This is a genomic window from Tessaracoccus antarcticus (assembly GCF_003688855.1).
GTDB lineage: Bacteria > Actinomycetota > Actinomycetes > Propionibacteriales > Propionibacteriaceae > Arachnia > Arachnia antarctica.
The window spans coordinates 37,465-61,884 of sequence record NZ_REFW01000001.1; the positions used below are offsets into that span (position 1 = coordinate 37,465).

26 protein-coding genes and 1 riboswitch are annotated in these 24,420 nt (G+C 67.3%); of the genes, 8 read left to right on the forward strand and 18 right to left on the reverse strand.

Going from position 1 to position 24,420, the window contains the following annotated elements; genetic code table 11:
- Positions 1 to 15 precede the first annotated feature (15 nt).
- From EAX62_RS00185 to EAX62_RS00220, 8 genes are all read right to left on the reverse strand, one after another.
- Complete coding sequence (locus tag EAX62_RS00185; RefSeq protein ID WP_147453951.1) at positions 16 to 1,611, reverse strand: bifunctional uroporphyrinogen-III C-methyltransferase/uroporphyrinogen-III synthase; 1,596 nt, start codon at positions 1,609 to 1,611, stop codon at positions 16 to 18.
- A 19-nt stretch (positions 1,612 to 1,630) separates the two neighbouring features.
- Positions 1,631 to 1,927, reverse strand: coding sequence for a glutaredoxin family protein (locus EAX62_RS00190; RefSeq protein WP_121899689.1), 297 nt, complete (start codon positions 1,925 to 1,927; stop codon positions 1,631 to 1,633).
- A gap of 1 nt (position 1,928) precedes the next feature.
- Entirely contained in the window at positions 1,929 to 2,030 is a 102-nt protein-coding gene (locus tag EAX62_RS00195) for a 30S ribosomal protein bS22 (protein ID WP_002550589.1), read from the reverse strand.
- A gap of 114 nt (positions 2,031 to 2,144) precedes the next feature.
- On the reverse strand, positions 2,145 to 2,987 hold the full coding sequence (gene proC / locus EAX62_RS00200; protein WP_121899690.1) for a pyrroline-5-carboxylate reductase: 843 nt from the start codon (positions 2,985 to 2,987) through the stop codon (positions 2,145 to 2,147).
- Positions 2,984 to 4,003 (reverse strand): aspartate-semialdehyde dehydrogenase, encoded by a 1,020-nt coding sequence (locus EAX62_RS00205; RefSeq protein ID WP_121899691.1) that lies wholly within the window; start codon positions 4,001 to 4,003, stop codon positions 2,984 to 2,986. Before EAX62_RS00205 ends, proC begins: the two co-directional genes overlap by 4 nt.
- A gap of 79 nt (positions 4,004 to 4,082) precedes the next feature.
- Positions 4,083 to 4,856: a CPBP family intramembrane glutamic endopeptidase gene (locus tag EAX62_RS00210; protein ID WP_121899692.1), complete on the reverse strand. Its 774-nt coding sequence runs from the start codon at positions 4,854 to 4,856 to the stop codon at positions 4,083 to 4,085.
- Positions 4,856 to 5,743, reverse strand: a complete 888-nt coding sequence (locus tag EAX62_RS00215; RefSeq protein WP_147453952.1) for a proline dehydrogenase family protein — start codon at positions 5,741 to 5,743, stop codon at positions 4,856 to 4,858. Before EAX62_RS00215 ends, EAX62_RS00210 begins: the two co-directional genes overlap by 1 nt.
- A 22-nt stretch (positions 5,744 to 5,765) precedes the next feature.
- Positions 5,766 to 6,560 carry a sugar phosphate isomerase/epimerase family protein gene (locus tag EAX62_RS00220; RefSeq protein ID WP_233557743.1) on the reverse strand — a complete coding sequence of 265 codons (795 nt, stop codon included), beginning with the start codon at positions 6,558 to 6,560 and terminating at the stop codon, positions 5,766 to 5,768.
- Positions 6,561 to 6,638: 78 nt separating this feature from the next.
- Here EAX62_RS00220 and EAX62_RS00225 point away from each other — a divergent pair, with 78 nt between their 5' ends.
- The 6 genes from EAX62_RS00225 (at position 6,639) to EAX62_RS00250 (ending at position 13,804) form a co-directional block, all read left to right on the forward strand.
- Positions 6,639 to 7,274 carry a VOC family protein gene (locus tag EAX62_RS00225; RefSeq protein WP_121899694.1) on the forward strand — a complete coding sequence of 212 codons (636 nt, stop codon included), beginning with the start codon at positions 6,639 to 6,641 and terminating at the stop codon, positions 7,272 to 7,274.
- A gap of 75 nt (positions 7,275 to 7,349) precedes the next feature.
- A complete protein-coding gene (radA, locus tag EAX62_RS00230; RefSeq protein WP_121899695.1) occupies positions 7,350 to 8,741 on the forward strand; it encodes a DNA repair protein RadA in 1,392 nt (463 codons plus the stop codon).
- 7 nt (positions 8,742 to 8,748) lie between these two features.
- Entirely contained in the window at positions 8,749 to 9,810 is a 1,062-nt protein-coding gene (disA, locus tag EAX62_RS00235) for a DNA integrity scanning diadenylate cyclase DisA (protein WP_121899696.1), read from the forward strand.
- A gap of 134 nt (positions 9,811 to 9,944) precedes the next feature.
- A riboswitch (TPP riboswitch) is annotated at positions 9,945 to 10,052 on the forward strand.
- A 34-nt stretch (positions 10,053 to 10,086) separates the two neighbouring features.
- The gene (locus tag EAX62_RS00240) at positions 10,087 to 11,160 is read left to right on the forward strand and encodes a thiamine ABC transporter substrate-binding protein (protein ID WP_121899697.1); all 1,074 of its coding nucleotides are present in this window, start codon (positions 10,087 to 10,089) and stop codon (positions 11,158 to 11,160) included.
- Positions 11,124 to 12,827: an ABC transporter permease gene (locus EAX62_RS00245; protein WP_233557744.1), complete on the forward strand. Its 1,704-nt coding sequence runs from the start codon at positions 11,124 to 11,126 to the stop codon at positions 12,825 to 12,827. Before EAX62_RS00240 ends, EAX62_RS00245 begins: the two co-directional genes overlap by 37 nt.
- Complete coding sequence (locus EAX62_RS00250; protein WP_199711043.1) at positions 12,821 to 13,804, forward strand: ABC transporter ATP-binding protein; 984 nt, start codon at positions 12,821 to 12,823, stop codon at positions 13,802 to 13,804. Before EAX62_RS00245 ends, EAX62_RS00250 begins: the two co-directional genes overlap by 7 nt.
- A 24-nt stretch (positions 13,805 to 13,828) precedes the next feature.
- Here EAX62_RS00250 and pgsA read toward each other — a convergent pair whose 3' ends face one another.
- Positions 13,829 to 14,431 (reverse strand): phosphatidylinositol phosphate synthase, encoded by a 603-nt coding sequence (pgsA, locus tag EAX62_RS00255; protein WP_199711044.1) that lies wholly within the window; start codon positions 14,429 to 14,431, stop codon positions 13,829 to 13,831.
- Between the two features lie 69 nt (positions 14,432 to 14,500).
- Here pgsA and EAX62_RS00260 point away from each other — a divergent pair, with 69 nt between their 5' ends.
- Positions 14,501 to 14,863, forward strand: coding sequence for a YidH family protein (locus tag EAX62_RS00260; RefSeq protein WP_121899701.1), 363 nt, complete (start codon positions 14,501 to 14,503; stop codon positions 14,861 to 14,863).
- On the forward strand, positions 14,860 to 15,216 hold the full coding sequence (locus EAX62_RS00265; RefSeq protein WP_121899702.1) for a DUF202 domain-containing protein: 357 nt from the start codon (positions 14,860 to 14,862) through the stop codon (positions 15,214 to 15,216). Before EAX62_RS00260 ends, EAX62_RS00265 begins: the two co-directional genes overlap by 4 nt.
- A gap of 58 nt (positions 15,217 to 15,274) precedes the next feature.
- Here the strand turns inward: EAX62_RS00265 and EAX62_RS00270 are convergent, their stop codons facing one another.
- The 9 genes from EAX62_RS00270 to ftsH form a co-directional block, all read right to left on the reverse strand.
- Complete coding sequence (locus tag EAX62_RS00270) at positions 15,275 to 17,773, reverse strand: ATP-dependent Clp protease ATP-binding subunit (RefSeq protein ID WP_121899703.1); 2,499 nt, start codon at positions 17,771 to 17,773, stop codon at positions 15,275 to 15,277.
- Positions 17,774 to 17,886: 113 nt separating this feature from the next.
- Positions 17,887 to 18,213, reverse strand: coding sequence for a histone-like nucleoid-structuring protein Lsr2 (locus tag EAX62_RS00275; RefSeq protein ID WP_121899704.1), 327 nt, complete (start codon positions 18,211 to 18,213; stop codon positions 17,887 to 17,889).
- 529 nt (positions 18,214 to 18,742) lie between these two features.
- Positions 18,743 to 19,363: a hypothetical protein gene (locus EAX62_RS00280; protein ID WP_147453953.1), complete on the reverse strand. Its 621-nt coding sequence runs from the start codon at positions 19,361 to 19,363 to the stop codon at positions 18,743 to 18,745.
- A gap of 64 nt (positions 19,364 to 19,427) precedes the next feature.
- Positions 19,428 to 19,931 carry a DUF3180 domain-containing protein gene (locus tag EAX62_RS00285; RefSeq protein ID WP_158600413.1) on the reverse strand — a complete coding sequence of 168 codons (504 nt, stop codon included), beginning with the start codon at positions 19,929 to 19,931 and terminating at the stop codon, positions 19,428 to 19,430.
- The gene (gene folK / locus EAX62_RS00290) at positions 19,928 to 20,488 is read right to left on the reverse strand and encodes a 2-amino-4-hydroxy-6-hydroxymethyldihydropteridine diphosphokinase (protein ID WP_121899707.1); all 561 of its coding nucleotides are present in this window, start codon (positions 20,486 to 20,488) and stop codon (positions 19,928 to 19,930) included. Before folK ends, EAX62_RS00285 begins: the two co-directional genes overlap by 4 nt.
- Positions 20,469 to 20,846, reverse strand: a complete 378-nt coding sequence (gene folB, locus EAX62_RS00295; protein WP_407703294.1) for a dihydroneopterin aldolase — start codon at positions 20,844 to 20,846, stop codon at positions 20,469 to 20,471. The genes folK and folB overlap by 20 nt, the downstream gene beginning before the upstream one ends.
- A gap of 77 nt (positions 20,847 to 20,923) precedes the next feature.
- Positions 20,924 to 21,712, reverse strand: coding sequence for a dihydropteroate synthase (folP, locus tag EAX62_RS00300; protein WP_121900906.1), 789 nt, complete (start codon positions 21,710 to 21,712; stop codon positions 20,924 to 20,926).
- Between the two features lie 15 nt (positions 21,713 to 21,727).
- Complete coding sequence (folE, locus tag EAX62_RS00305) at positions 21,728 to 22,291, reverse strand: GTP cyclohydrolase I FolE (protein ID WP_121899708.1); 564 nt, start codon at positions 22,289 to 22,291, stop codon at positions 21,728 to 21,730.
- Complete coding sequence (ftsH, locus tag EAX62_RS00310) at positions 22,291 to 24,333, reverse strand: ATP-dependent zinc metalloprotease FtsH (protein ID WP_121899709.1); 2,043 nt, start codon at positions 24,331 to 24,333, stop codon at positions 22,291 to 22,293. The genes folE and ftsH overlap by 1 nt, the downstream gene beginning before the upstream one ends.
- Positions 24,334 to 24,420: the final 87 nt, after the last annotated feature.

Consider the following 24,420-nt stretch of genomic DNA (forward strand, 5'->3'; position numbering starts at 1 on the left):
GCGTGTGGGGCAAGCCTATGCGCCGTCGACAGGGGCCTTGCGACGCTTGCGGCGCTTGCGCTCCGACGGCTTGGCCTCCGGGAGCCCCTGCTCGGACCGCTCCGCCTTGCGGCGGTCAGCGAAACGCGCGAGCCCTTCCGCGACGGATTCGAAGGTGGGGGCCTCGGCCACCACGTCCACCCGCAAACCGTGCATCTCGCAGGCGGCCGCCGTGGCGGGGCCGATGGCGGCAACCACCGAGGCCGCATGGGGTTTCCCGGCGATGCCAATCATGTTCCGCACCGCCGTGGACGACGTGAAGACGACGGCGTCGAACATGCCGTCCTTGATGCGTTCGCGCAGCTCGGCGGGCGGCGGTGCGGCCCGGACGGTGCGGTAGGCCGTGACCTCCTCGGCCTCCCAGCCGAGCCTGCCCAGCCCCTCGAGGAGCGCGGTCACCGAGACGTCGGCGCTCGGGACCAGCACCCTGTCGAGCGGGTCGATGAGGATGTCGTGCGCCGGGAACTCCACGGCAAGGCCGCCGGCAGTGTTGTCGCCCACCGGCACCAGGTCCGCCTTGAGCCCGTGGCGGCCAAGCGCCTCCACGGAGCCGCGACCCACTGCTGCGATGAGGATGCCGGACAGCGCGCGGGAGTCCAGCCCGTACTCCGCAAGGCGTTCGATGATGGCCTCCACCGCGTGCGGCGAGGTGAAGATGATCCACAGGTAGCGACCGTCCACGAGCCCACGGATCGCCTTCTCCATGCCCTGCTCGGTCCTGGGTGGCTCGATCGAGAGTGTGGCGACCACTTCGCTGCTGGCGCCGTAGCGGGACAGCTGTTCGATGAGGTCGTCGAAGTCGTCCTTGGTGCGCGGGATCAGCACGCTCCAGTCGAAGAGCGGCTTGGTGCCGAACCAGTCGAGGCGACCGCGGGCACCATCAACGATGCCGGGGCCGGTGACCAGGTAGTACTCGATGTGGGGGTCGACGTCGCGTGCATCCAGTTCGCCCCACGTCACGAGGCGGCTGACCTGCGAGGTGGAACCAAGTCGCGTGATCTCCAGGACCTGCCCTGCCACCCCGTGGAGTCGGGCCCCCTGGGCGGCGACATCCTTCAGGAGTCGCGCGGTGGTCCAGATGATGGTGGTGCCTGCCGTGGGCCACTCGTCCTTGTCGGGCACCTGGAGGCTGGCATCCAGCATGGCCAGTGACGCCGTGGGCGCCACGGCGCCGAAGTTCAGGGCGCAGTCCCACCGGCTGATGCCCGGCACCACATGCGTCCGGTTCCGGTGCGTCTCGAGGACTCTGGGCAGAGAGTTGGCATGGAAACCGTTGAGAAGGTGGTCATCGGCCGTGACGCGAACCACATGGCGTCCCTCGTCGATGGCGGTCACCAACTGCCGGTACTGATCCTTCGCAGCCACCACCACCTGGGCGTGGCTGTCTATCCCCAGGGCCGCGATGATGCCGACGGCGTCGTCGGAGTCGACAACCACCAGATCAGCGCGGGATATCGCCTTGGCTCCGGAGAGTGCCATCAGTTCAGGGTCGCCGGGGCCTGCGCCCACAACGGTCAGGGAACCGACGGCGCCGTCGGTTTCGGCGAGCAACGCTTCCTCGGACTCAGTCACGGAAAAGAGGTCCCCCAGCTCAAAGGTGGTGCTCCGCCGGCCGCCAGTCGTCCCCCATGGGACGGGCTGGACGGTCAACGAGCGCTTGCTTCAACTTATCGGCATCAACAAACCAGTACCCGTGGAGTTCACCATCGGTGAACACCACGGGAACATGGTCGGTGTAGGCGGCGCGCAGGCACTCGTCGGTATCGACGTCGATGGCACGCCATCCCACTCCTGCATCCTCGCAGGTCCGGGCGACCACACTGGCTGCCTCATCACACAAAGTGCAATTGACGCGGGTGAGGAGCAGGACCCGTGAGGGCAGGGACAACTTACTTGCCGGCGCGACGACGCTGGATACGGGTCTTCTTCAGCAGCTTGCGATGCTTCTTCTTCGCCATTCGCTTGCGTCGCTTCTTGATGACAGAGCCCACTTCGTGCCTTTCGGTATCTTTGACGTTTGCCCTCGCCGGCGCGGTCCTGCGGACCACCGGCTCGGGCGACTCCCCATGGTAACCCGGTGGCCGGGCCCCCGACCAATCGTCGCCTCAGCGAGACATGTCGCGGCTGCGCTGGACGCACGCTTCGACGGCCGCGAGCATGCCCGAGCGGACTCCGTGATCGTCCATGGCGCGCAGGGCCGCGGCCGTGGTGCCACCCGGTGACGTGACGCGTTCCCGAAGGACCGTGGCGGACTCCCCGGAGCCCTCGAGCATCGTTCCGGCGCCCAGGAAGGTCTGGTGGACCAGTTCCGTGGCCTGCGGGCGTGAGAGGCCCTGGTGGACGCCAGCCTCGATCATGGCTTCGGCGATGTAGAAGAGGTACGCCGGACCGGAGCCTGACAGGCCCGTGAGCGCGTGCAGCGAGGATTCGTCCACGACGATGGCCTTGCCGACCGCGCGGAAGAGCTCGATGACGCTGTCGCACTGCATCTCGGTGGCTTGCGCCCCAGGGGCGATGCCGGCCATGCCCTGCCCCACGAGCGCGGGGGTGTTGGGCATGACCCGAATGATCCCCTGCCCGTGCGGCAGGCCCGCGGCCAACTGGTCGAGGGTGACGCCGGCGGCGATGCTCACCACCAGCGACTCGGGGCGCAGCGCACCGGACAGGGATTCCAGGACTGACGACATCTGGTGGGGTTTGACGGCCAGGACGAGGGTGTCCGCGGCAGCGGCCTCCGCCAGCTCCACGCCACGCACACCGTGGCGCTGCTCCAGTTCTGCCACGCGGGGGGCGTGGGCGTCAACGATGACGATGTCGGAGGCCTCCCAGCCGGACTTCAGCCAGCCAGCCAGGAGCGCCTCCCCCATCGCGCCGGCACCGACGACGGCCAGCCCTGGCCCGCCCCTGTGACCTGCTCCGTGGCGGTCGATGTTCAGGTCGCCACTCATCGGACCAGCAGTTCTGCGATTTGGATGGTGTTCAGCGCCGCGCCCTTGCGGAGGTTGTCGTTGCTGAGGAACAACACCAGCCCCCGACCGCCCTCGATGGACTGGTCCTGGCGGATGCGGCCCACGAACGAGGCGTCCCGGCCTGCGGCATGCAGGGGCGTGGGCACGTCCATGAGTTCGACGCCCGGCGCCACAGCGAGGGCGTCCCGCGCCTCGGCCGCCGTGATGGGACGGTCGAACTGGGCGTGGATGCTGAGGCTGTGCCCGCTGAACACGGGCACGCGCACGCACGTACCCGCCACCCTCAGCATCGGGAGGTGCAGGATCTTGCGGGACTCGTTGCGGAGCTTCTTCTCCTCGTCGGTCTCGCCCTCGTCGTCGTCCACGAGGGCGCCAGCCAGCGGCAGCACGTTGTAGGCGATGGGGGCCACGTAGGGACCGAGGTCCTGCGGAGCGAACACTGAACCGTCCGTCGCGAGGCGGGACGGATCGTCGATCTCGGCGAGCTGGTTCTTCAGGGTGCTGACCCCTGCGACACCGGAGCCCGAGACCGCCTGGAAGGTGGTGATCTGCATGGCGGCCAGTCCCGCCGCGTCATGCAGCGCCTTGACGGCGGGCATGGCCGCCATCGTGGTGCAGTTCGGGTTGGCGATGATGCCGATCTCGGCGAGCGCCACGTCGTCCGGGTTCACCTCGGCAACGATGAGCGGCACCCTGTCGTCCATGCGCCAGGCCGACGAGTTGTCCACCACGATCGCACCGGACTCGGCAACCCTGGGTGCGACCTCCCTGGACGTCGCACCGCCAGCCGAGAACAGCGCCACGTCGAGCCCCGCGAAGTCCGCCGTTGCGGCATCCTCCACGGTGATCTCCCGACCCTGCCAGGGCAGCACCCGACCCGCCGACCGGGAGGATGCGAAGTACCGCATCTCCTCGACCGGGTAGTCGCGCTCCATGAGCAACCGACGCATGACCTCGCCCACCTGACCGGTGGCTCCAAACACTCCAACACGCATGGTCAAGGATTCTACGGTCGTGGGGAGCAAAGGACCATTGGGCGCCCACGGCGCCTGCGCGAAGTGACGAAGGAGTGGTTCAGAGCCAGGCGATGTAGGGCTTGAGCAGGGCGTAGCCGACGAAGGCGAAGATGTCGAGGAGTGCGTGGCAGATGACGAGCGGCATGACCCGTTTCGTCTTCAGGTACACCCATCCGAACAGCACACCCATGACGGCGTTGCCGATGAAGCCGCCGAATCCCTGATAGAGGTGGTAGCCGCCACGGATCAGCGCGCTGCCCAGCAGGACGGCCACGACGCCGCCACCGCTCTGCCGCCACCTGGTGAAGAGGTAGCCGAGCATGACGACCTCTTCGAGGATGCCGTTCATCACGGCCCTCAGCACCAGGACGGGGATGGTCCACCACGCGGCGGTGAGGTTGGCGGCGGAGATGGAGGTGTTGATGCCCAGTTCCCGGGCGGCGAAGTAGAAGGCAAGCCCGGCCACACCGATGCCGGCGAAGGTGGCGAACCCCCAGCCCAGGTCCTTGGCGGGTTGCTCCAGGGTGAACCCCATGGCGCGGAACGGGCCACCCTCGGGGCGGTGCAACGCCCACAGGAGGTAGAGCACCAGGACGACCGGCATCAGCGGGAACACCAGCCCCGCCACCTGATAGGCGAGGTCGAGCCACGGGCGATCCGGCGTCGCGCTCGTGTTCATGCTCGTGGTCTGCTGGTTGAGCGCCACCGGCAGCGTCAGCTTGTTGATGAGCGACAGCAGCGAATACACGGCCGACTGCCCCAGCGAGATGCCCAGTACCACCAGCATCTCCACCCGCAACTGCCGCGTCACGGGGGCCGTCAAGGTCTCCATCAGCGCTTGTCCAGCAGTGCGCGGCCGTAGCTCAGCAGCGTCCGCGGCCGGGCGGCGATCCGGGTGGCCAGGTACTCGTACCAGGCGGGACCGAAAGGAATGTAGGTGCGCGCCCGGAATCCGATGTCGACGAGACGACGCTGCTCCAGGGGCCTGACGCCGAGCATCATCTGGAACTCGAAGTCGTCCCGGCCCTTGTTGTTGCGCTGCGCCAGGTCCTGGGCGATGGCGATGACCCGGGGGTCGTGCGTGGCAAGCATGGGATGGGCGTGGGACTCCATGAGAACCCTGAGACACCGCACCAGCGCCCGCGCCTTGGCGTGTTCACCGCGGACTGCCAGCGCACGGGGCACCGCATAGGACCCCACGCACACCCGGACACGTGCCCCCTCCGCCGCCAGATCCTGGCAGTCGGCCTCGGCGCGCCGCACGTTCACGGGGATCGTCACGCCCAAGTGGGGACGATCCGCCCTCACGGCACGAAACAACTCCAGCGTCGCGGCGTACTCCTCAGGTCTCTGCATCTCCAGGGTCACGAACGCGTCGTGCTCGTCGGCGGCTGCACACACGCTCGACAGGTTCTCCCGCGCCAGGTCCGCGGAGACCCGCAGACCCATCGTCGACGGCTTGATCGACAGTTCCACACCCTCGGCGCCGCTCCCCAGCGCACGCAGGAGGGAAGGGAGTTGGGTGACGGTGGCGAGTTCATCACCGTGGGCGGGAAGGTGGTGGAAGCTGAGGGACAACCCCTGACGTCGCAGTTTCTCCGCCAGGAAGACGGCGTCGGTGATGAGTTCACCGGCGAACCACTGCTGCGCCAGTTCACGCACGCTCTCCGATTCCCGCGCCGCCTTCTTGAGCGGACGGGACGAGACGAGTCTGGTCACCACGTTCCCGGAACGCCGCACGTCAGCCCTTCACACCCTTGCTCAGCATCGCTCGCGTGGAGGCCAGCGCATTGGCGAGCATCTCCTGGCGCTCATGTCTCGTCCGTGCCCGACGGGTGGAGACCTCGAGGACAATGTGGCCGCCGAAGCCGTTGGTCCCCAGGTCCTCGACCAGCTTCCATGCCTCCTGGTCACCCTCGCCCGGCATCAGGTGCTCGTCCTTGAATGATCCACCGCCATCGGTGAGGTGGATGTGCGCCAGACGATCACCCCAGGCGCGCACCAGATCCCGGGACTTCAGCCGGGACGTCGAGGCGTGACTCAGGTCGAGCGTCAGGTGCTCGTAGGGCAGGTCGGTGGGGTCCCAGTCGGGCAGGTACGCCTGAAAACTGCCCGCCGGTGTGCGCCACGGAAACATGTTCTCGACGGCAAACATCACACCCGACTCACGGTTGAGTCGGCGGATGCCGTCGACGAAGCCCTCACCGTATTCCCGCTGCCACCGGAACGGGGGATGCACGACCACCACGTCGGCGCCCAGTCTCTTGGCGGCACGGGCGGAACGCTCAAGCTTTTCCCACGGGTCGGATCCCCACGTGTTCTGGCTGACGAGCAGGCACGGCGCGTGGACGGAGTGGACCTGGACGCCGTGGTACTCGCTGAGCTTGGCGACCGCTTCCTCATCCATCGTCAGGGGGTCGACGCCCACCATGAGTTCGACGCCGTCGTAGCCCAGCGATGACGCCAGTTCAAAGGCGCTCGCCGTTGACTCCGGGTACACCGAGGTGGTTGACAACAGCACTTTGGAGACCTGCACAGCTCAACACTAGCGCGCGGCCCCGCTCCCAGTGGGTCCCGATTGGGGGAACCGGAGCAGGACGGGCAGAATGATGGCATGCATGTCGACCACATGATTTTCGCGACAGGTCCAGACGGTCTCAAGGCTGACGCCGAACGGCTCGCAACCCAACTGGGCACGGAGTACAAGGACGGCGGCTTCCACCCCCGTTTCGGTACCCGTAACCACATCATTCCGCTCGCTGACGAGCGCTACATCGAGGTCGTCGAGGTTCTCGACCACCCCGCTGCGGAGAAGGCTGCCTTCGGGCAGGCGGTCCGTGCACGCTCCGAAATGGGAGGCGGCTGGCTGGGATGGGTGGTGAGCGTCGACGACCTCGCACCCTACGAGGCCCGCCTCGAACGCGCCGCAGTCCCGGGCTCCCGGCACTTCCCCGACGGCCGCAAGCTCGAATGGACGCAGATCGGGATCCGTGGCCTCATGGCGGACCCGCAGCTGCCCTATTTCCTGGAATGGAAGTCCGACGAGGCGCTGCGCCCCGGTGCCCTGTCCGGCGACGTGAAGCTGGCCGAGGTGGAGATCTCGGGTTCCTCCGAGCGACTGTCGGAATGGCTCGGCCACGAAGTGGTCGACAACCTCGACGGCGTCCAGCTCCGGTTGCTGTCACCCAACGGCGTTCCGGGTATCAACACCGTCACCTTCGACACCAGCCGGGGGCGGGTCACGATCTGACCGGGAACATTGTTGCGGGGCGTCGCCGTGAGGCGCGCCCCGTTTCCTGTCGGTGCCACTGCCTAGGCTGGGCGCATGGCTAGCAAACAGGACACCTACCAGTGCAGCGAGTGCGGCTGGACGTCGGTGCGGTGGGTGGGCCGGTGCGGTGAGTGCCAGGCATGGGGCACCGTCGCCGAGCGCGGCGCACCCAAGCTGAAGCAGGTGGCCTCCAGCGCCCCCACCGCCAGCGCGCAGCGGATCAGCGACGTGGCCACCGATACCGCGCAGCGCAAGCGCACCGGCATCGGGGAACTGGACAGGGTACTCGGCGGTGGCCTGGTGCCCGGAGCCGTGGTGCTGCTGGCAGGTGAACCCGGCGTCGGGAAGTCCACGCTTCTCATCGACGTCGCCGCGAAGTGGGCAGGCACCGGCGAGACCACGCTCTACATTTCCGGCGAGGAGTCCGCGTCGCAGGTCAAGCTGCGCGCCGAGCGCACCGGCGCCATGCACGATGACCTGTATCTCGCCTCCGAGAACGACCTGGGCACCGTGCTCGGGCACGTGGAGGAGGTGTCCCCCAGCCTGCTGATCATCGACTCGGTGCAGACCATCGCCACGGCCGAGGGCGACGGCGCACCCGGCGGCCCCTCGCAGGTGCGGGAGGTGACGGCAGCCCTGGGCCGGGTGGCGAAGCGACGCAACATGGCGGTCCTCATCGTCGGCCACGTCACGAAGGACGGGTCCATCGCCGGCCCCCGCACCATGGAGCACCTCGTGGACGTCGTCCTCAGCTTCGAGGGCGACCGGCACTCCGGCTTCCGCATGGTGCGCGCCACCAAGAACCGTTTCGGGCCTGCCGACGAGGTGGGCTGCTTCGAGATGAGCGAGACCGGCATCGTCGAGGTCACGGACCCGTCCGGCCTGTTCACCACCACCCACTCCGAGCCAGTGCCGGGCACGTGCGTCACCGTGACACTCGAGGGACGCCGTCCCCTCCTGGCGGAGGTGCAGGCCCTGGTGGCCCCCTCCCCCAACCAGTCCTCACCCAAGAGAACCACGCACGGGCTGGACTCCTCCCGCATCGCCATGGTGCTGGCCGTGCTGGAACGCAAGGCACGGCTGCCGCTGTCACAGCGCGACGTCTACGTCTCCACCGTGGGTGGTGCGCGCGTCACCGACCCGTCAGTGGACCTTGCCACCGCCATCGCCGTCGCCTCCGCCGCACTGGACCGGAACCACCCGCAGCGGCTCCTGGCCCTCGGCGAGGTGGGTCTGGCCGGCGATCTTCGTCGCGTACCCGGTGTTGAACGCCGGCTGGCGGAGGCCGCACGGCTCGGGTTCGAACTGGCCATCGTCCCCACCGGTTCCCGCGACGTCACCGTGAAGGTGCCACGGCTCGCCGGGCTGCGGGTGGTGGAGGTGGGATCCCTTGCTGACGCCCTGGGGGTTCTAGACTTGCGCCGAACAGCCAGCACCAGTCAGTAGGAGTTCCGTGCCACGAGCCAGATTGCGCCAGTACCAGCGGCTGTTGGCACCCGGCACGCCGCTGCGCGAAGGGCTGGATCGGATCCTCCACGGCAGGACGGGTGCACTCGTGGTGCTGGGCCACAACGCCAAGGTGGCGCAGCTGAGCTCCGGCGGTTTCCACCTGGACGTGGAATACACCCCCCAGTCGCTGCGTGAGCTCGCCAAGATGGACGGCGCCATCGTGTTGTCCACGGACCTCAGCCGCATCGTCGCAGCCGGTGTCCACCTCGTACCCTCCGGGGACTATCCGTCCGCCGAGACGGGCACGCGCCACCGCAGCGCAGACCAGACCGCACAGGCCGCCGCGGTGCCCGTGGCGACTGTCTCATCCTCGATGTCCACCATCTCCCTGTTCCTGGACGGCAAACGCCACGTCCTGGAGACGTCCTCGCAGATGATCAGCCGCGCCAACCAGACCATCGCCACCCTGGCCAGCTTCGTGGCACGCCTCGACAACGTCATCGGCCAGTTCAACTCGTTGGAGGTCAGCGAGCAGGTCACCATCCGCGACCTCGTGCAGGTGGCGCACCGCTACGAGATGACGCGACGCCTGTCAGCCGAGACGCAGTTCCACGTGGACACGCTGGGGGTCGAGGGTCGCCTCATCGCCCTGCAACACGCAGAACTCGTTGCCTCCATCGAGGGCCTCGCGGACCTTCTGGTGGCCGACTATGCCCACGCCCTGTCCGATCCCGATACCTTCACCCTCAACAACCTCCGCAACTTTTCCCCCGACGAGTTACTCAGTGCGCAACTGGTCGCGGACAGGATGGGGTTCGGACCGCAGGTCTACCTGGAGACGCCGCTGAAGACCCGCGGTGTCCGCCTGCTCACCGACGTCGGGCGGCTCCCCCAGGCGCTCGTGACGAAGCTGGTGGACCGTTTCGAGCTCCAGGAACTGTTCGGCGCCTCCGTCAGCGACCTCCTCGGGATCGACGGCATCGGAGCGGCCAGGGCACGCTTCACGCGGGACGCGCTGCTGCGCATCACCGAGGCCGCCTACTCCCGTCCCGACACCGCCGGCTGACATCCTCAGTGGGGCTGTGAGCCCGCCAGTCCCGCCGCTGGGGCCCGGCGGCCACGAAAGGACGCGGATGCGCCTCGTGGAGGACGGGGCACCCGCCGCAGTGCGGGGGCACCGACCGTCGCGGTGTAGGGTTGGACCACACACAGGGGAGCGCCAACAAGGGGCGCTGAGAGTGCGGACATCCGCAGACCCTCATACCTGATCCGGTTCGCACCGGCGTAGGGAGTGAGAATTCTCTCCAGCTTTTGCTGGACCCGGCGACGGGAGGCAACAACCATGTTCACCAGAAAACTCACCTCACTGCTCGCGGCTGCGGCAGTGGCGGCGGCGCTCGGCGCCTGCTCGCAACCGGCGAGCTCCAGCACACCCACGGCGGGCTCCGAGGGGTCGGCCACCATCACCTCATCCACGAAGCTGACCGTGGTGACGCACGATTCATTCGCACTACCCGATGAGCTCAAGGCGAAGTTCGCGAAGGAGTCCGGACTGGATGTCACCTATGTGGCGCCCGGCGACGGCGGGGCCCTGGTCAACCAGCTGATCCTCACGAAGGATGCACCCATGGGCGACGTCGTCTTCGGCATCGACAACTCGTTCTCCGGCCGCGCCGTGGATGAGGGCATCATCACCGACTACGACTCCCCCGCCCTCCCCGCCACATCGAAGCAGTTCGACACCCCGGACCTGACCCCCATCGACTTCGGGGACGTCTGCCTCAACGCTGACAGCCAGTGGTTCGCTAAGGAGGGCATCGCCGTGCCCACCACGCTGGAGGACCTCGTCAAGCCCGAGTACAAGGACCTTCTCGTGGTGACCAACCCTGCGTCGTCGTCGCCGGGCCTGTCCTTCCTCCTCGCCACGATCTCCGCCAAGGGCGACGACGGCTACCTCGACTACTGGGGACAGCTCGTCGACAACGGTGTGAAGGTGGTCCAGGGCTGGTCAGACGCCTACTACACCGAGTTCTCGGGCGCCGACGGCAAGGGCCCCCGCCCGCTGGTGGTGTCCTACGCCACCTCACCGGCCTACACGGTCACCGAGGATGGGTCCGAGTCCACAACGGTGGCTCTGCTCGGCACCTGCTTCCGCCAGGTGGAGTACGCCGGCGTGATCGCGGGTGCGCAGAACCAGAAGGGGGCGCAGGAGTTCATCGACTTCCTGCTCTCCGAGGACGTCCAGTCCAGCATTCCGGAGACCATGTACATGTACCCGGTGACCGACGTCGCCCTGCCTGCCCAGTGGGAGAAATTCGCTCCGCTGTCGGAGCAGTCCCTCACCATCGAGCCCGACGAGATCAGCGCGGGGCGGGACAGGTGGACCAAGGACTGGACCGCGAAGGTCATCGGTTGATCCGACGCCTCGGCGCCCCCCTGGCCGGACGCGCCGCATGGGTGGTTGCCGGGGCTGTCCCCGCCCTGTTCCTGGCGGTGTTCTTCCTCGTGCCGGTGGCGAACCTGGTGCTGCGCGGGTTCCACGACGGGGGCTCGTGGACTCTCGCAGGCTTCTCGGAGGTGTTCTCCGCGCCCAGGACATGGCGCATCCTGTGGTTCACGCTGTACACGGCCACGCTCGCCACGGCGGCATGCGTGGCGCTGGGTCTGCCGGTGGCCTACCTACTCCACCGGTGCCGCTTCCCCGGACGGGGACTGCTACGGGCCATCGTGGCCGTGCCGTTCGTGCTGCCGACTGTGGTGGTGGCCGTGGCGTTCGGGTCGCTGTTCAATCCGGGTGGGCTGTTGGAGTTCCTGCAGTTGAAGGAGTCCTACCTCGCCATCCTGCTGGCGCTGTGCTTCTTCAACGTGGCGGTGATCGTTCGGACCACCGGATCCGTGTGGTCGCGCCTGGACCCCCGCCTCGGGCAGGCAGCGCAGGTGCTGGGTGCGTCCCCGCTGCGCACACTGTGGACGGTCACCCTGCCTGCCCTGGGCCCGGCCATCGCGGCGGGGGCGTCGCTGGTGTTCCTGTTCTGTTCCACCTCGTTCGGGATCATCATGGTGCTGGGCGGGGTGAAGTACTCCACGTTGGAGACGGAGATCTGGTACCAGACCACGCAACTGCTGGACCTGCGCGCCGCGGCTGCTCTGTCCGTCACCCAACTCGTCATCGTCTCCGGCAGCCTGCTGGCCAGCACCGCCCTGCAGCGCCGCACCCAGCAGTCCCTGCGCCTGCACGTCGACGACAGCGCAGAGCACCCGTTGTCCCCGGCTCGCGACTGGTTCGCGCTCAGCGTCACCACGCTGGTGGTTTCGGTGCTGCTGGTGCTGCCCATGGCCAACCTCGTGATCCGCTCGCTCCGACGCGACGGGCAGTGGACGCTGCAGAACTACGCGAACCTGGCCACCACCGGCAGTAGCGGGGCGCTGAGCGTCCCCGTCTGGCAGGCCGTGTGGAACTCCGCCTGGATCGCGGCTGTGGCCTGCGTCATCGCCGTGACCATGGGTGTGCTCGTCAGCCTCGTGGCGTCGCGACGACCCCGCAACCGCGGCGGGCGGTTGTCCCTGACACTTCTGGAGGGGGCGTTCCTCCTGCCGTTGGGCGTGTCCGCCGTCACCGTCGGCTTCGGATACCTCATCACCCTCAACCGAGGACCCCTGGATCTGCGGAGCAGCCTGGTGCTGATCCCGATCGCGCAGGCACTGGTGGCGCTGCCGCTGGTGGTGCGCAGTCTGCTACCCGCCCTGCGGGCCATCGACCCCCGGCAGCTGGAGGCGGCCCGTGCGCTGGGCTCCAGTGGCTGGCAGGTACTGCGCCGTATCGAGCTGCCACACCTCGTGCGGGGCCTGGGCCTGGCCGTGGGATTCGCCCTGGCAACGTCCCTCGGCGAGTTCGGGGCCACCTCGTTCCTGTCGCGTCCCGACAATCCCACACTGCCGGTGGTCATCTATCGTCTCTTCGGGCGCCCCGGCCCCGACAATTACGGCATGGCGCTGGCCGCATCCGCGCTGTTGGCCTGCGTGACCGCGATAGTGATGGGCGCGGCGGAACAGGCCCGAGGAAAGGGAGTCTCCACGTGGTAGCTGCATCGGCAGGCCTTCAGATGCGCAACGTCTCGATCCACTACGGGGATCTGGTTGCCGTCGACGATGTCACCCTGAGCGTGGAGCCGGGGTCGGTGCTGGCGCTGCTCGGCCCATCGGGTTCGGGGAAGTCGTCGCTGCTGCGCGCGCTGGCAGGGCTCGAGCCCCTGGCCGCAGGCCAGGTGCTGTGGGATGGCATCGATCTCAGCACCACCCCGGTGCACCGCCGCAACTTCGGTTTCGTGTTCCAGGACGCCCAACTGTTCAGCACCATGGACGTGGGGCGCAACATTGCCTACGGTCTCGGCAAACTCCCCCGTCATCGCCGGCAGGAGCGTGTCAGGGAGATGCTCCACCTCGTCGGTCTGCAGGGTTTCGAGGGCCGCAAGGTGACAGAACTGTCCGGCGGCCAGGCCCAGCGGGTGGCACTGGCACGCTCGCTGGCGCCCTCACCCCGCGCCCTGCTTCTCGACGAACCCCTCTCGGCGCTGGACCGGTCCCTCCGCGAGCACCTCGCGGACGAACTGGCGCGCATCCTGCGTGAGGTGGGCACCACCGCCATCCACGTCACCCATGACCAGGACGAGGCATCGACCGTCGCGGACACCGTCGCCGTGATGGACCACGGGCGCCTGCTGCAGCGCGCTGAACCGGACGTCCTGTGGCGCAACCCTGCTTCCCGTGACGTCGCCAGGTTCCTGGGCTTCTCGGCGTTCCTGACCAACGACCAGGCCGCGGCGCTGGGCTGGGTCGGCCGCCTCGGCGCCCATGAGGTGTTGGGGATCGGTCCACGCAGCCTCGAGTTGCACGACGACGGGGTCCCCCTGCCCGTGACGAGCCAGGGGTTCGCGCTCGGGGAGGTGGAGATCGGCGTCCGACTGCCCGACGGCCAGGGTGCCACCCTCACCGCGGCCGAGAGGACCACAGCCCCTCAGGTCCGTGTGCGGCTGGTCTCCGGAGCGGTGACCCCCGCCTGAGGTTCCCGGGTACCCGCACCCCGATCATTCCATGGCGCTGGCACGGTGCGCCGCCGACACCCGTTGCAGGACCGTGACGGCGCTGCCGAGGGCGACCACACCCAGCGACACCCACAGCACCCACACGGGCATCCCCAGACCGAATGCCAGCACGCCCGCGAGTGACACCACCAGGCGGTCTGTGCGCTCCACGACACCGGCGGAGGCATCCCAGCCCTCCACGTCTGCACGCGCCCTCGCGTAGGACACCACGAACCCCAACACCAGGACGGCCGCTGCCAGCCCCGCACCCACCCGGTCACCGCTGATCGCACACCCCCACGCGATGGCGACGAACACGGCCCCATCGGCCAGCCTGTCCATGGTCGAGTCCAGGAAGGCGCCGAAACGGGACTGGCGCCCCGACTCCCGCGCCATGGTGCCGTCGAGGCCGTCGCACAGCAGGAACACGCCCACCAGCACGGTCCCCATCACCCAGTGGCCCCCCGGGAAGAGGGCAAGCGCCGACCCCACCACCCCCAGCGTTCCCAGGATTGTCACAGCGGAGGGACTCAACCCCAGCCGCAGCAGCAGCCGCGCAACGGGGCTCAGCGCCCTCCCGAAAGCTCCACGCAAGACACCCAACACGCGTCCATCTTGGCGCACGCCGCGCGGTGCAGTCCCCATTACAGTGTGTTCGAGCCCCGAAAGGACTTGATGGCCAGACAACGCTTCCCCCAATCGGTCTACTCGCACGGCACCGAACCCGATGCGCGGTTCACGCTGGCCAACGAGCGCACCTTTCTCGCCTGGATCCGCACGGGCCTGGCCCTCCTGGCAGGCGGTGTGGCCCTGGAAGCACTGGGGTTGGGCCTGCACCCGGCATTTCAGCTGAGCGCCTCCCTCATGCTCATGATCACCGGGATCGTCTCCGCGCTGCAGGCGTGGCTCGGCTGGAGCCGCTACGAGCGTGCACTGCGCGAGAACACACCCCTGCCCAATGCACCGCTGGCCCTACCCGTGGCCATCGCCGTCGGCCTCACAGGCGTTCTGGTGGTCCTGGGGGTCCTTTTCAAGTGAGCAACCGGCCGTTCGACCCCGGCCTGCAACCGGAGCGCAGCGCTCTGGCGTGGCAGCGCACGGCGTTGTCGATCGCCGTGGGATCGCTGATCTTCGGCCGCATCCTGGCCACACCCATGGGCTTGTGGACGTTGCTGCCCATGGCCGCGGGACTGGCCCTGTCCGGCATCCTGGGCCTCAAGGGCAACCATCGCTACGCGCACCACCACCGGACGCTCACGAGCGGCAACGGCCTGCTGGCCGACGGCCGCCTCAATGCGGCGCTGGCCTTGTTCGTCCTCGGAGCAGGGTTGCTCTCGCTGGTCGTTGTGATCCTGTGGCGTCTCCAGGGCCACCCGCCCGGCCTGGAATGACGATGGCGCGCCCCCCGAAGGGGACGCGCCATCGCACTGGCTACTCGCGTGAGCGTGGTCAGTCGGTCTCGGTGATCACCGTCTCCAAGTCACGGACCTCACCCTTGGCGACGCCCGTGAACTTGAACGGGACTTCCGAACCCTCGTCCGCGACGTCCACCTGAACGATCTGGCCGGGGGCCAGGTCGCCGAACAGGATCTTCTCGGCGAGTGTGTCCTCGATGTCGCGCTGGAGCGCACGCCGCAGGGGTCGTGCACCCAGGACCGGGTCGTAGCCGCGCTTCGCGATGAGTGCCTTGGCAGCAGCGGTGAGTTCGATACCCATGTCCCTGTCCTGCAGACGGCCCTCGATCTCGGCCACCATGAGGACCACGATCCGCTCGATGTCCTCCTGCGTGAGCTGGTGGAAGACCACCACTTCGTCCACGCGGTTCAGGAACTCGGGGCGGAAGTGCTGCTTCAGCTCATCGGAGACCTTTGCCTTCATCTTCTCGTAGCTGGAGGCTGCGTCACCCGCGGCGGAGAATCCAAGGTTCACGCTCTTGCTGATGTCGCGGGAACCCAGGTTCGTCGTCATGACGATGACGGTGTTCTTGAAGTCGACCACGCGGCCCTGGGCATCCGTCAAACGTCCTTCGTCCAGAATCTGGAGAAGCGAGTTGAAGATGTCAGGGTGCGCCTTTTCGATTTCGTCGAACAACACCACGGAGAAAGGCTTGCGGCGCACCTTCTCGGTGAGCTGACCACCCTCTTCGTAGCCGACGTATCCGGGAGGCGAGCCAAACATGCGGGAAGCCGTGTGCTTCTCGGAGTATTCGCTCATGTCGAGGGTGATGAGTGCATCCTCGTCACCGAACAGGAACTCCGTGAGCGCCTTGGTCAGCTCAGTCTTCCCGACGCCCGACGGGCCGGCGAAGATGAACGAACCGCTGGGACGCTTGGGGTCCTTGAGGCCGGCGCGGGTACGACGGATGGAGCGGGACAGCGCGTGCACCGCGTCCTCCTGTCCGATGTAGCGCTTGCCCAGTTCGGCCTCCATGCGCAGCAGGCGCGCGGACTCCTCCTCGGTCAGCTTGAACACCGGGATGCCGGTTGTGCCCGAGAGCACCACGGCGATCTCCTCCTCGCCAACCACGGCCGGGATGTCGGAGTCGCCCTGCTTCCAGGCCTCCTCCTTCTCGGCGCGCTGACCCTGGAGGCGCTGGACTTCATCGCGAACCCTTGCGGCCTTCTCGAAGTCCTGGGCGTCGATGGCCGCGTCCTTCTCCACCTTGAGGGTGGCGATCTGCTCGTCGAACTCGCGGAGGTCCGGCGGCGCGGTCATCCGCTGAATGCGCAGCCGTGCACCGGCCTCGTCGATCAGGTCGATGGCCTTGTCAGGCAGGAACCGGTCCTGGATGTAGCGGGCAGCCATCGTCGCCGCAGCCGTGAGGGCCTCGTCGGTGATGGTGATGCGGTGGTGTGCCTCGTAGCGGTCGCGCAGCCCCTTGAGGATGTCGACGGTGTGGCTGACGGACGGCTCCGCCACCTGGATGGGCTGGAAGCGTCGCTCCAGCGCAGCATCCTTCTCGATGTGCTTGCGGTACTCGTCGAGCGTCGTGGCGCCGATGGTCTGGAGTTCACCCCTGGCCAACATGGGCTTCAGGATCGAGGCAGCGTCGATGGCCCCCTCAGCGGCACCGGCACCGACGAGGGTGTGGATCTCGTCGATGAACAGCATGATGTCGCCGCGGGTCTTGATCTCCTTCAGCACCTTCTTCAGGCGCTCCTCGAAATCACCGCGGTACCGGGAGCCGGCCACGAGCGCGCCGAGGTCCAGCGTGTAGATCTGCTTGTCACGGAGCGTCTCCGGGACGTCACCGCGGACGATGGCCTGCGCGAGACCCTCGACGACCGCCGTCTTGCCGACGCCGGGCTCACCGATCAGCACGGGGTTGTTCTTGGTGCGGCGGCTGAGCACCGTCATGACGCGCTCAATTTCCTTGACGCGCCCGATCACGGGGTCCAGTCGGTTCTCGCGGGCAGCCTGCGTCAGGTTGCGGCCGAACTGGTCCAGCACCTGCGACGAGGACTTCTCGGGGCCGTTGTCGGGGGCACCCGAGAGCGACGCCTCCTTGCCCTGGTAGCCGGACAGCAGCTGGATGACGGTGGCACGCACGCGATTGAGGTCAGCGCCCAGCTTGAGGAGTGCCTGAGCGGCAACGCCCTCGCCCTCGCGGATGAGCCCCAGCAGGATGTGCTCCGTGCCGATGTAGGTGTGGTTCATTTGCAGCGCTTCGCGCAGCGACAACTCGAGTACTCGCTTGGCGCGCGGCGTGAACGGAATGTGACCGGTGGGGACCTGTTGGCCCTGACCGATGATCTCCTCCACCTGTTCGCGCACTGCCTCCAGCGAGATGCCCAGCGACTCGAGCGCCTTGGCAGCCACCCCTTCGCCCTCATGGATGAGGCCGAGCAGGATGTGCTCCGTACCGATGTAGTTGTGGTTCAGCAGCTTCGCCTCATCCTGTGCAAGCACGATGACGCGGCGGGCGCGATCAGTAAACCGTTCGAACATTTCCTTTTCCCTCCTGCAGGGTCTCGCCATGTGACGACGGAACCCCGGCTCCTACAGCTTAACCAACGCTGACCAAGGAACCAGCGTTCCGCCGTTCACCCTTGGCGAACCTGTCAGTGGGCCTGCTCGTAGGCATCCCGGATTTCCTTGGGCACCCGACCGCGGTCAGAGACCTCGTGGCCCTGCTCCCGGGCCCAGGTGCGCACGGCCGAGGCGTCGGTTCCGCCGGAACCTGTACGCCGGGCCGCGGTGCGGCGCGGCGCCCCCGTGGTCCTGCGCGCCTTGTCCACAAAGGGGGCCAGTGCCTCGGACAACTTGTCCAGGTTGGCCTCATTCAGGTCAATTTCATAACCCTTGCCATCAACGGCGAACGTGACGGTCCGCTTCGCCTCAGATCCATCAATATCGTCCAACAAGATCATCTGCACTTTCCGTGCCATGGTTCACCTTTCCGCCTTGCCACCCAAAACCGCGGTGGACTTGTGGAGAATTGGCACAACTTTTGAAGCGCCATTGCTGTACTTTACCGTGTCATTCGGTTCACGAAAGCGTTATCTGTGACGAATATTGGAAATTCGTCGTGGACCGGTTGCCACTACCCGTGCATACGTCGTTGTCATTGCGATGTCGGCATCCACGCACCGCCGTGACGTCGGGTCCCGAACTCACGACGACCGAGCAAACAATGCCATCGGCACGTGCGCAGGATTGGCGTGCGCAACCAGTTCCCTTCACAGTGCCGCAGGCAATCGCGTCGGGGCCCGGGACCCCCGCAGACCCATCATGGTGGCGTCCAGACACGCGAAGGACTCTCCAGGGGAACGTGCGGTGATGCTCGCCGTGGAGCACGGCATCGCTTAGGTGGCCCGGCACTGGGGCAGTCAGCCCGGGTGCCCACCAACGCCAGATCGCCGATGTCGTGGCCTCGGCGGGCCACGGCATCGGCGATCTGCACAGATGGTTCAGGCGTCAGGCCTGGAGGCGGACCTCATCGAAGACGTCAAGCTGCAGCTTGGCCAGATCGACCATGGTGGGGTGCTCGTCGGCGTCCCACAGGTCCTCCACCTTCGGGTCCAGCGAGGCTGCGCCGTGACGGGGCAGCGCAATGATGTTGTCCTGCGTCTTCTCAGCCTCCACCTGCGCCAGGCGTGCGGTGAGTGCGTCGATCCTCGACTGCCTCTCCGCGATCTCGCCGCGCAGCCAGACGGAATTGCCACGCATGCTGCTCAGCTCGGCGTTGGCAGAGCCCACCTGACGGCGGAGCGTCGCGATCACGGACTTGAGGTTGTCCACGCGGTCGTTGAAGCGGTCCAGCATCGCCATCGAGTCGCCGTGGTGCCTCTCAGCCTGCTCAACCCGCATCGCCACCTGCCGGCGGACCTCCTCCTGGTGGAGGACACGCTCACGCGCCAACTCACGCCATGCCAGCCCGGCGGCCGCGAAGGCCATGACAATGGCCACCACTGCGCCAGCGCGTACAAACCATATGTCACCGAACAGCGACGCGACTGCTGCAAGGGTGCCGACGACAAGAATCGTCAGCGCAAGATTTCGTTCAGTGGACTTTTGTGCAACTCGTCGACCAGCCATGTGCGCAAGGTTATGCCATGTCGGGGGTATTCAGCATCCCGGCGGGCGGCGTGTCCACGAATGGTCAGGCCGGGTCGCCCGCGGGCATTCCACCCTCGTCGGAGTCGTCGTCGACGGAAATGATGCAAGCCTTCTCCAATGTCCATCCCGCGAGCGCAAGAAGCAGCGACGCGATGATGGTGCCGGCCCCATGCAATGCGCGTGCCGCGGGCTGTTCCGCCATGAGGGTGCCCACGAAGCGTCCCACGTACACCGCGTGCCCCCCAGCCAGGACCGCTCCGGTCATGACCATGGATTTGGCCACGATGAGCGCCCTGACGGCCTCAAGGCCGCTGAGTGTGTGGTTCTCCAGCCGGTCCGGCATTCCCCGGGCGTAGATCCAGGCGCCCACGGCCATGACCAGGAGGACCGCCGGGACGCTCCAGGGGACAACGGGCGGAAATGTGGCGAAAAGGTCGAAGGCAGCCAGGATGAGTCCCGCGAAGACGGCGCCGGAAAGCGCCGACAGTGCAACCTGCCGCGGGGTGGTGAGGCTCAGCTTGCGGGGTGGCCGCCCGGAATGGTTCAAAACCGCGTGGCGGCCGTGATGACGATGTCGTCGCGACGGGCAACACCGGAGGTGTCCACACTCTTCACGAGCTCCGCCACGGCTCCGCGACCCTCCAGGATGCCGGTGGGGTCGATGTCCAGCCACGGCACGAGCACGAACGCGCGCTCGTGTGCCCGCGGGTGGGGCAACTCCAGGGCGTCCTCGCCGATCCGTTTACCCACCATGATGATGTCGATGTCGAGGGTGCGGGGTCCATTGACCACACCCCGGGTGCGTCCGAAGTTGTCCTCAATGGCCAGCGCCCTGTCCAGGAGCGTCAGCGGCTCCAGCGTCGACTCGGCCACCACCACCAGGTTCAGGAAATCCTTCTGGTCCGGACCGCCGACGGGCGTGGTCTGGTACACCGGCGACACGTCGACGATGATGACGTCCGGGGTCTCCGAGAGGAACTCGACGGCCTCAGCCAGGATGGCCGGGGAATCGCCTTCGTTGGATCCGAGGCTGAACACCACTTTCGAGATGGGCCGCAGGTTGCCCAGGGTGTCCACGTCAATGTCAAAGGGGCCGTTGATCATGTCTGCTCCTGTGGATCGTGACTGACAGGTCGGTGAAGCTGTGCGCTACTGGTGCGTGCGGTTTGTGGACGGTGACCATCACGTCGGACACCAGGTCGAAGGCCAGACACCGATCCGCAATGCGGCCGGCCACGGTCTCCACAAGGTTGCAGGGATCCCCCGTGATGACGTCAATCACCTGATCAGCAACCTCGGCGTAATTGACCGTGCGGGCAAGGTCATCCGAGCGCGTGTCCAGATCGAGGGAGAGCTCAACATCCACCACGAACGGCTGCCCGTCCCGGCGTTCTTCAGGGAACACCCCGTGGCGGCCGGTGGCGGTCAAACCCGCGATCGTGATCCGGTCGATGGTGGGCACTCCTTGGCTTGGACGTCTGTTGGTGATTCGAGGCGACTGTACCCCACACCGCCCCGGGACGGCCCAGTCGGGTGCGCTCAGCCGGACCCGGGAACCCGCAACATCGCACCCATCGTGATGGCATCGAGCTGCATGGGCACCTCGTGCGTCCGGACTCCCCAGACCCCGTGCTGGGCGCACCACGCGCTGATGGCGGCCGTCGCCGCGTCACGCCCCGAAGGCGCTCTTCCGCCGAGGGCGTCACCCAGGAACCGCTTGCGGGAAACCCCCACCAGAAGCCGGTGTCCGAGGCTCGTGAATCCGTCAAGGTTCCGCAACAGCGTCCAGTTGTGCTCCGCCAGTTTGGAGAAACCGATGCCCGGATCCAGGATGATTCGACAAGAGGGAATCCCCGCCGCAAGAGCCTCGTCCCGCCGGGCCAGCAACTCAGAGGTGACCTCGGCGACGACGTCGTCGTAGACGGCCTCCGCCTGCATGGAGCGGGAATGGGCACGCCAGTGCATCACCACGTAGTCCACCCCCAGGTCCGCCACGGTCGGCATCATCGCGGGATCGGCCCGTCCGCCGGACACGTCATTGATGGTCCGCGCCCCCGCATCCACGGCGGCGAGGGCGGTGGTGGCACGCATGGTGTCCACGGACACGTGGAGTCCGCGGCGGGCGAGGGCTGCCACAACGGGCAGCACGCGCCGCAACTCCTCCTGCAGGGGGACGCGCTCAGCACCGGGCTTCGTGGACTCGCCGCCCACGTCGATGATGCTGGCCCCCCGGTCCGCAAGGTCGAGGCCGTGGGCCACAGCCGCCTCGGCGCTGCGCAGGGCACCGCCGTCGGAGAAGGAGTCAGGCGTCACGTTGACGACGCCCATCACGAGCGTCACGGTTCAGCGACCCAGGATCAGGCTCATGGCCTCGGCGCGGGTGGCCGGGTTGCGCAGGTGGCCGCGTACTGCGCTGGTGATGGTCCGGCTGCCACGCTTGCGCACGCCCCGCATGGTCATGCACATGTGTTCGGCCTCGATCACGACGATGACGCCGCTGACGCCCAGGTGTTCCACGAGGGCGTCAGCGACCTGGCTGGTGAGACGTTCCTGGATCTGGGGCCTGCGGGCGTACATGTCGACGAGGCGCGCCAGCTTGGACAGCCCTGTGACTTTTCCGTCGGGTCCGGGAATGTAGCCCACGTGCGCCACACCCACGAACGGCAGCAGGTGGTGCTCGCAGCAGCTGGTCAGCTCCACGTCGCGGACGAGCACCAGCTCCTTGTGGTCGATGTCGAAGGTGGTGGCCAGCAACTCCGCAGGGTCAGCCCCCAGTCCGCTGAACAGTTCCTCGTAGGAGCGGGCAACCCTCCCGGGTGTGTCCCGCAGGCCGTCGCGGTCGGGGTCCTCCCCCACAGCGAGCAGGATCTCCCGCACGGCGGCCTCGATGCGGGCATGGTCCACCATCAGGACCGGGGTCCCTGCGGCGGACCCCAGGCCGGCGGTTCCCAGGTGTCGGGGCCCGGCGTCGGGGGCTGCGTCGGGTCGGTGGGGCCGTTGACGGGTGGCAGCGGGGCAGTCACGGGCTGGCCGACGATGGGCCGCACGGGCGACGGGGGCACCTCGATGGGCGGAACACCCGATGGCACCCGCAGCTCCGAGCCGGTCCAGGCGGGACGCTTGTCGCGACGACGCAATGCCTTGAACACCTCGGCCACCTCGTGGCGGTTGAGTGTCTCCTTGGCGAACAACTGTCGCACCAGCTCGTCGAGCACGTCCCGGTTCTCCACGAGGACGTCGAACGCCTCCTGGTGGGCGGTGTGGATCATCTGGGAAATCTCGGAGTCGACGATGGCGGCGCTGCTCTCGGAGAAGTCCTTGCTGGGCTGCGAGCCCTGCATCCCCATGAACGGTTCGGAATCGCCGCCGCCCAGCTGCACGGCGCCGATGCGCTCACTCATGCCGTACTGCGTGACCATGGCGCGAGCCACCTTCGTGGCCTTCTCGATGTCGTTCTGGGCGCCGGTGGTGGGGTCGTGGAAGATGAGCTCCTCCGCGGCGCGCCCACCCATCATGTAGGCCATCTGGTCGAGGAGCTCACCGCGGGTGCGGGAGTACTTGTCGTCATCCGGCATGACCATGGTGTAGCCCAGGGCACGTCCACGGGGCAGGATCGTGACCTTCTGGACCGGGTCGTTGCCCGGCATCGCCGCGGCCACCAGGGCGTGGCCGCCCTCGTGGTAGGCCGTGATGAGACGTTCCCTGTCGTTCATGAGTCGGCTGCGCTTCTGCGGGCCGGCGATGACACGATCGATGGCCTCGTCGAGCTGCCCCTGGCCGATGGCCTCGAGGTTCATGCGTGCCGCCAGCAGCGCGGCCTCATTGAGGACGTTGGCGAGGTCGGCCCCCGAGAAGCCGGGCGTGCGCCGGGCGATGGAGGTCAGGTCGATGTCGGCCGCCAACGGCTTGCCCTTGGAGTGCACGTTCAGGATGTGGGAGCGGCCCTCCAGATCGGGGGCCTCCACGGAGATCTGCCGGTCGAAGCGGCCGGGGCGCAGCAGCGCCGGGTCCAGCACGTCGGGGCGGTTGGTGGCGGCGATGAGGATGACCCCGCCGCGCACGTCGAAGCCGTCCATCTCCACCAGCAACTGGTTGAGGGTCTGCTCGCGCTCATCGTGGCCGCCGCCCATGCCCGCACCGCGGTGACGCCCGACGGCGTCGATCTCGTCGATGAAGACGATGGCGGGGGCGGCTTCCTTGGCCTGCTCGAACAGGTCGCGGACGCGCGACGCACCCACACCCACGAACATCTCCACGAAATCGGAGCCGGAGATGGAGAAGAACGGCACGCCGGCCTCACCAGCGACGGCACGCGCCAGCAGCGTCTTGCCGGTGCCGGGGGGACCGTACAGCAGAACACCCTTGGGGATCTTGGCGCCGAGCTTCTGGAACTTCGCGGGCTCCGCCAGGAACTCCTTGATCTCCTCCAGTTCCTCGACGGCCTCGTCGACGCCCGCGACGTCGGCAAAGGTCGTTTTGGGCGTGTCCTTGGTGGCCAGCTTGGCCTTCGACTTGCCGAACGACAGCGGGCCGCCCGAGGAGCCGCTCGCCATCATCCTCATCACGAAGATGAAACCGATGGCCAGCAGGATGAACGGCAGGCCCGTGTAGAGCAGGGTGGAGAGAAATCCCGGGCTGGGGTTCGTGGCCTCCCACTTCTCGAGTGTCTTGTCGGCCATCCGCTTTTCGAGGAGCTTGACGATGTCGGCGTCCTGGTTGCCCACCCACGCCGTCTGGATCTTCTCGCCCTTGTCGGTGGTGATCTGGACGAGTTGCTCGCCGTCGACCATCGTCACTTCACGCAGCTTCTCACCTCCGCTGAGCAGCGCAAGGACCTCCGACGTGGGCTTGGTCTTGAAGCCCACGACAGAAGTGATCGCCTGCGAGCCGATCGAAAAGACGAGGAGGATGATGACCACCCACGCCAACCAGCCCATGGGGCTCTTCATGAATTTCTGCAACGCAATCCCGCGATCTCAGGGTAAGGAGTATGGCAAGTGAACAGTACCAGCGCCGGAACATCGCAGTCGGGCGAA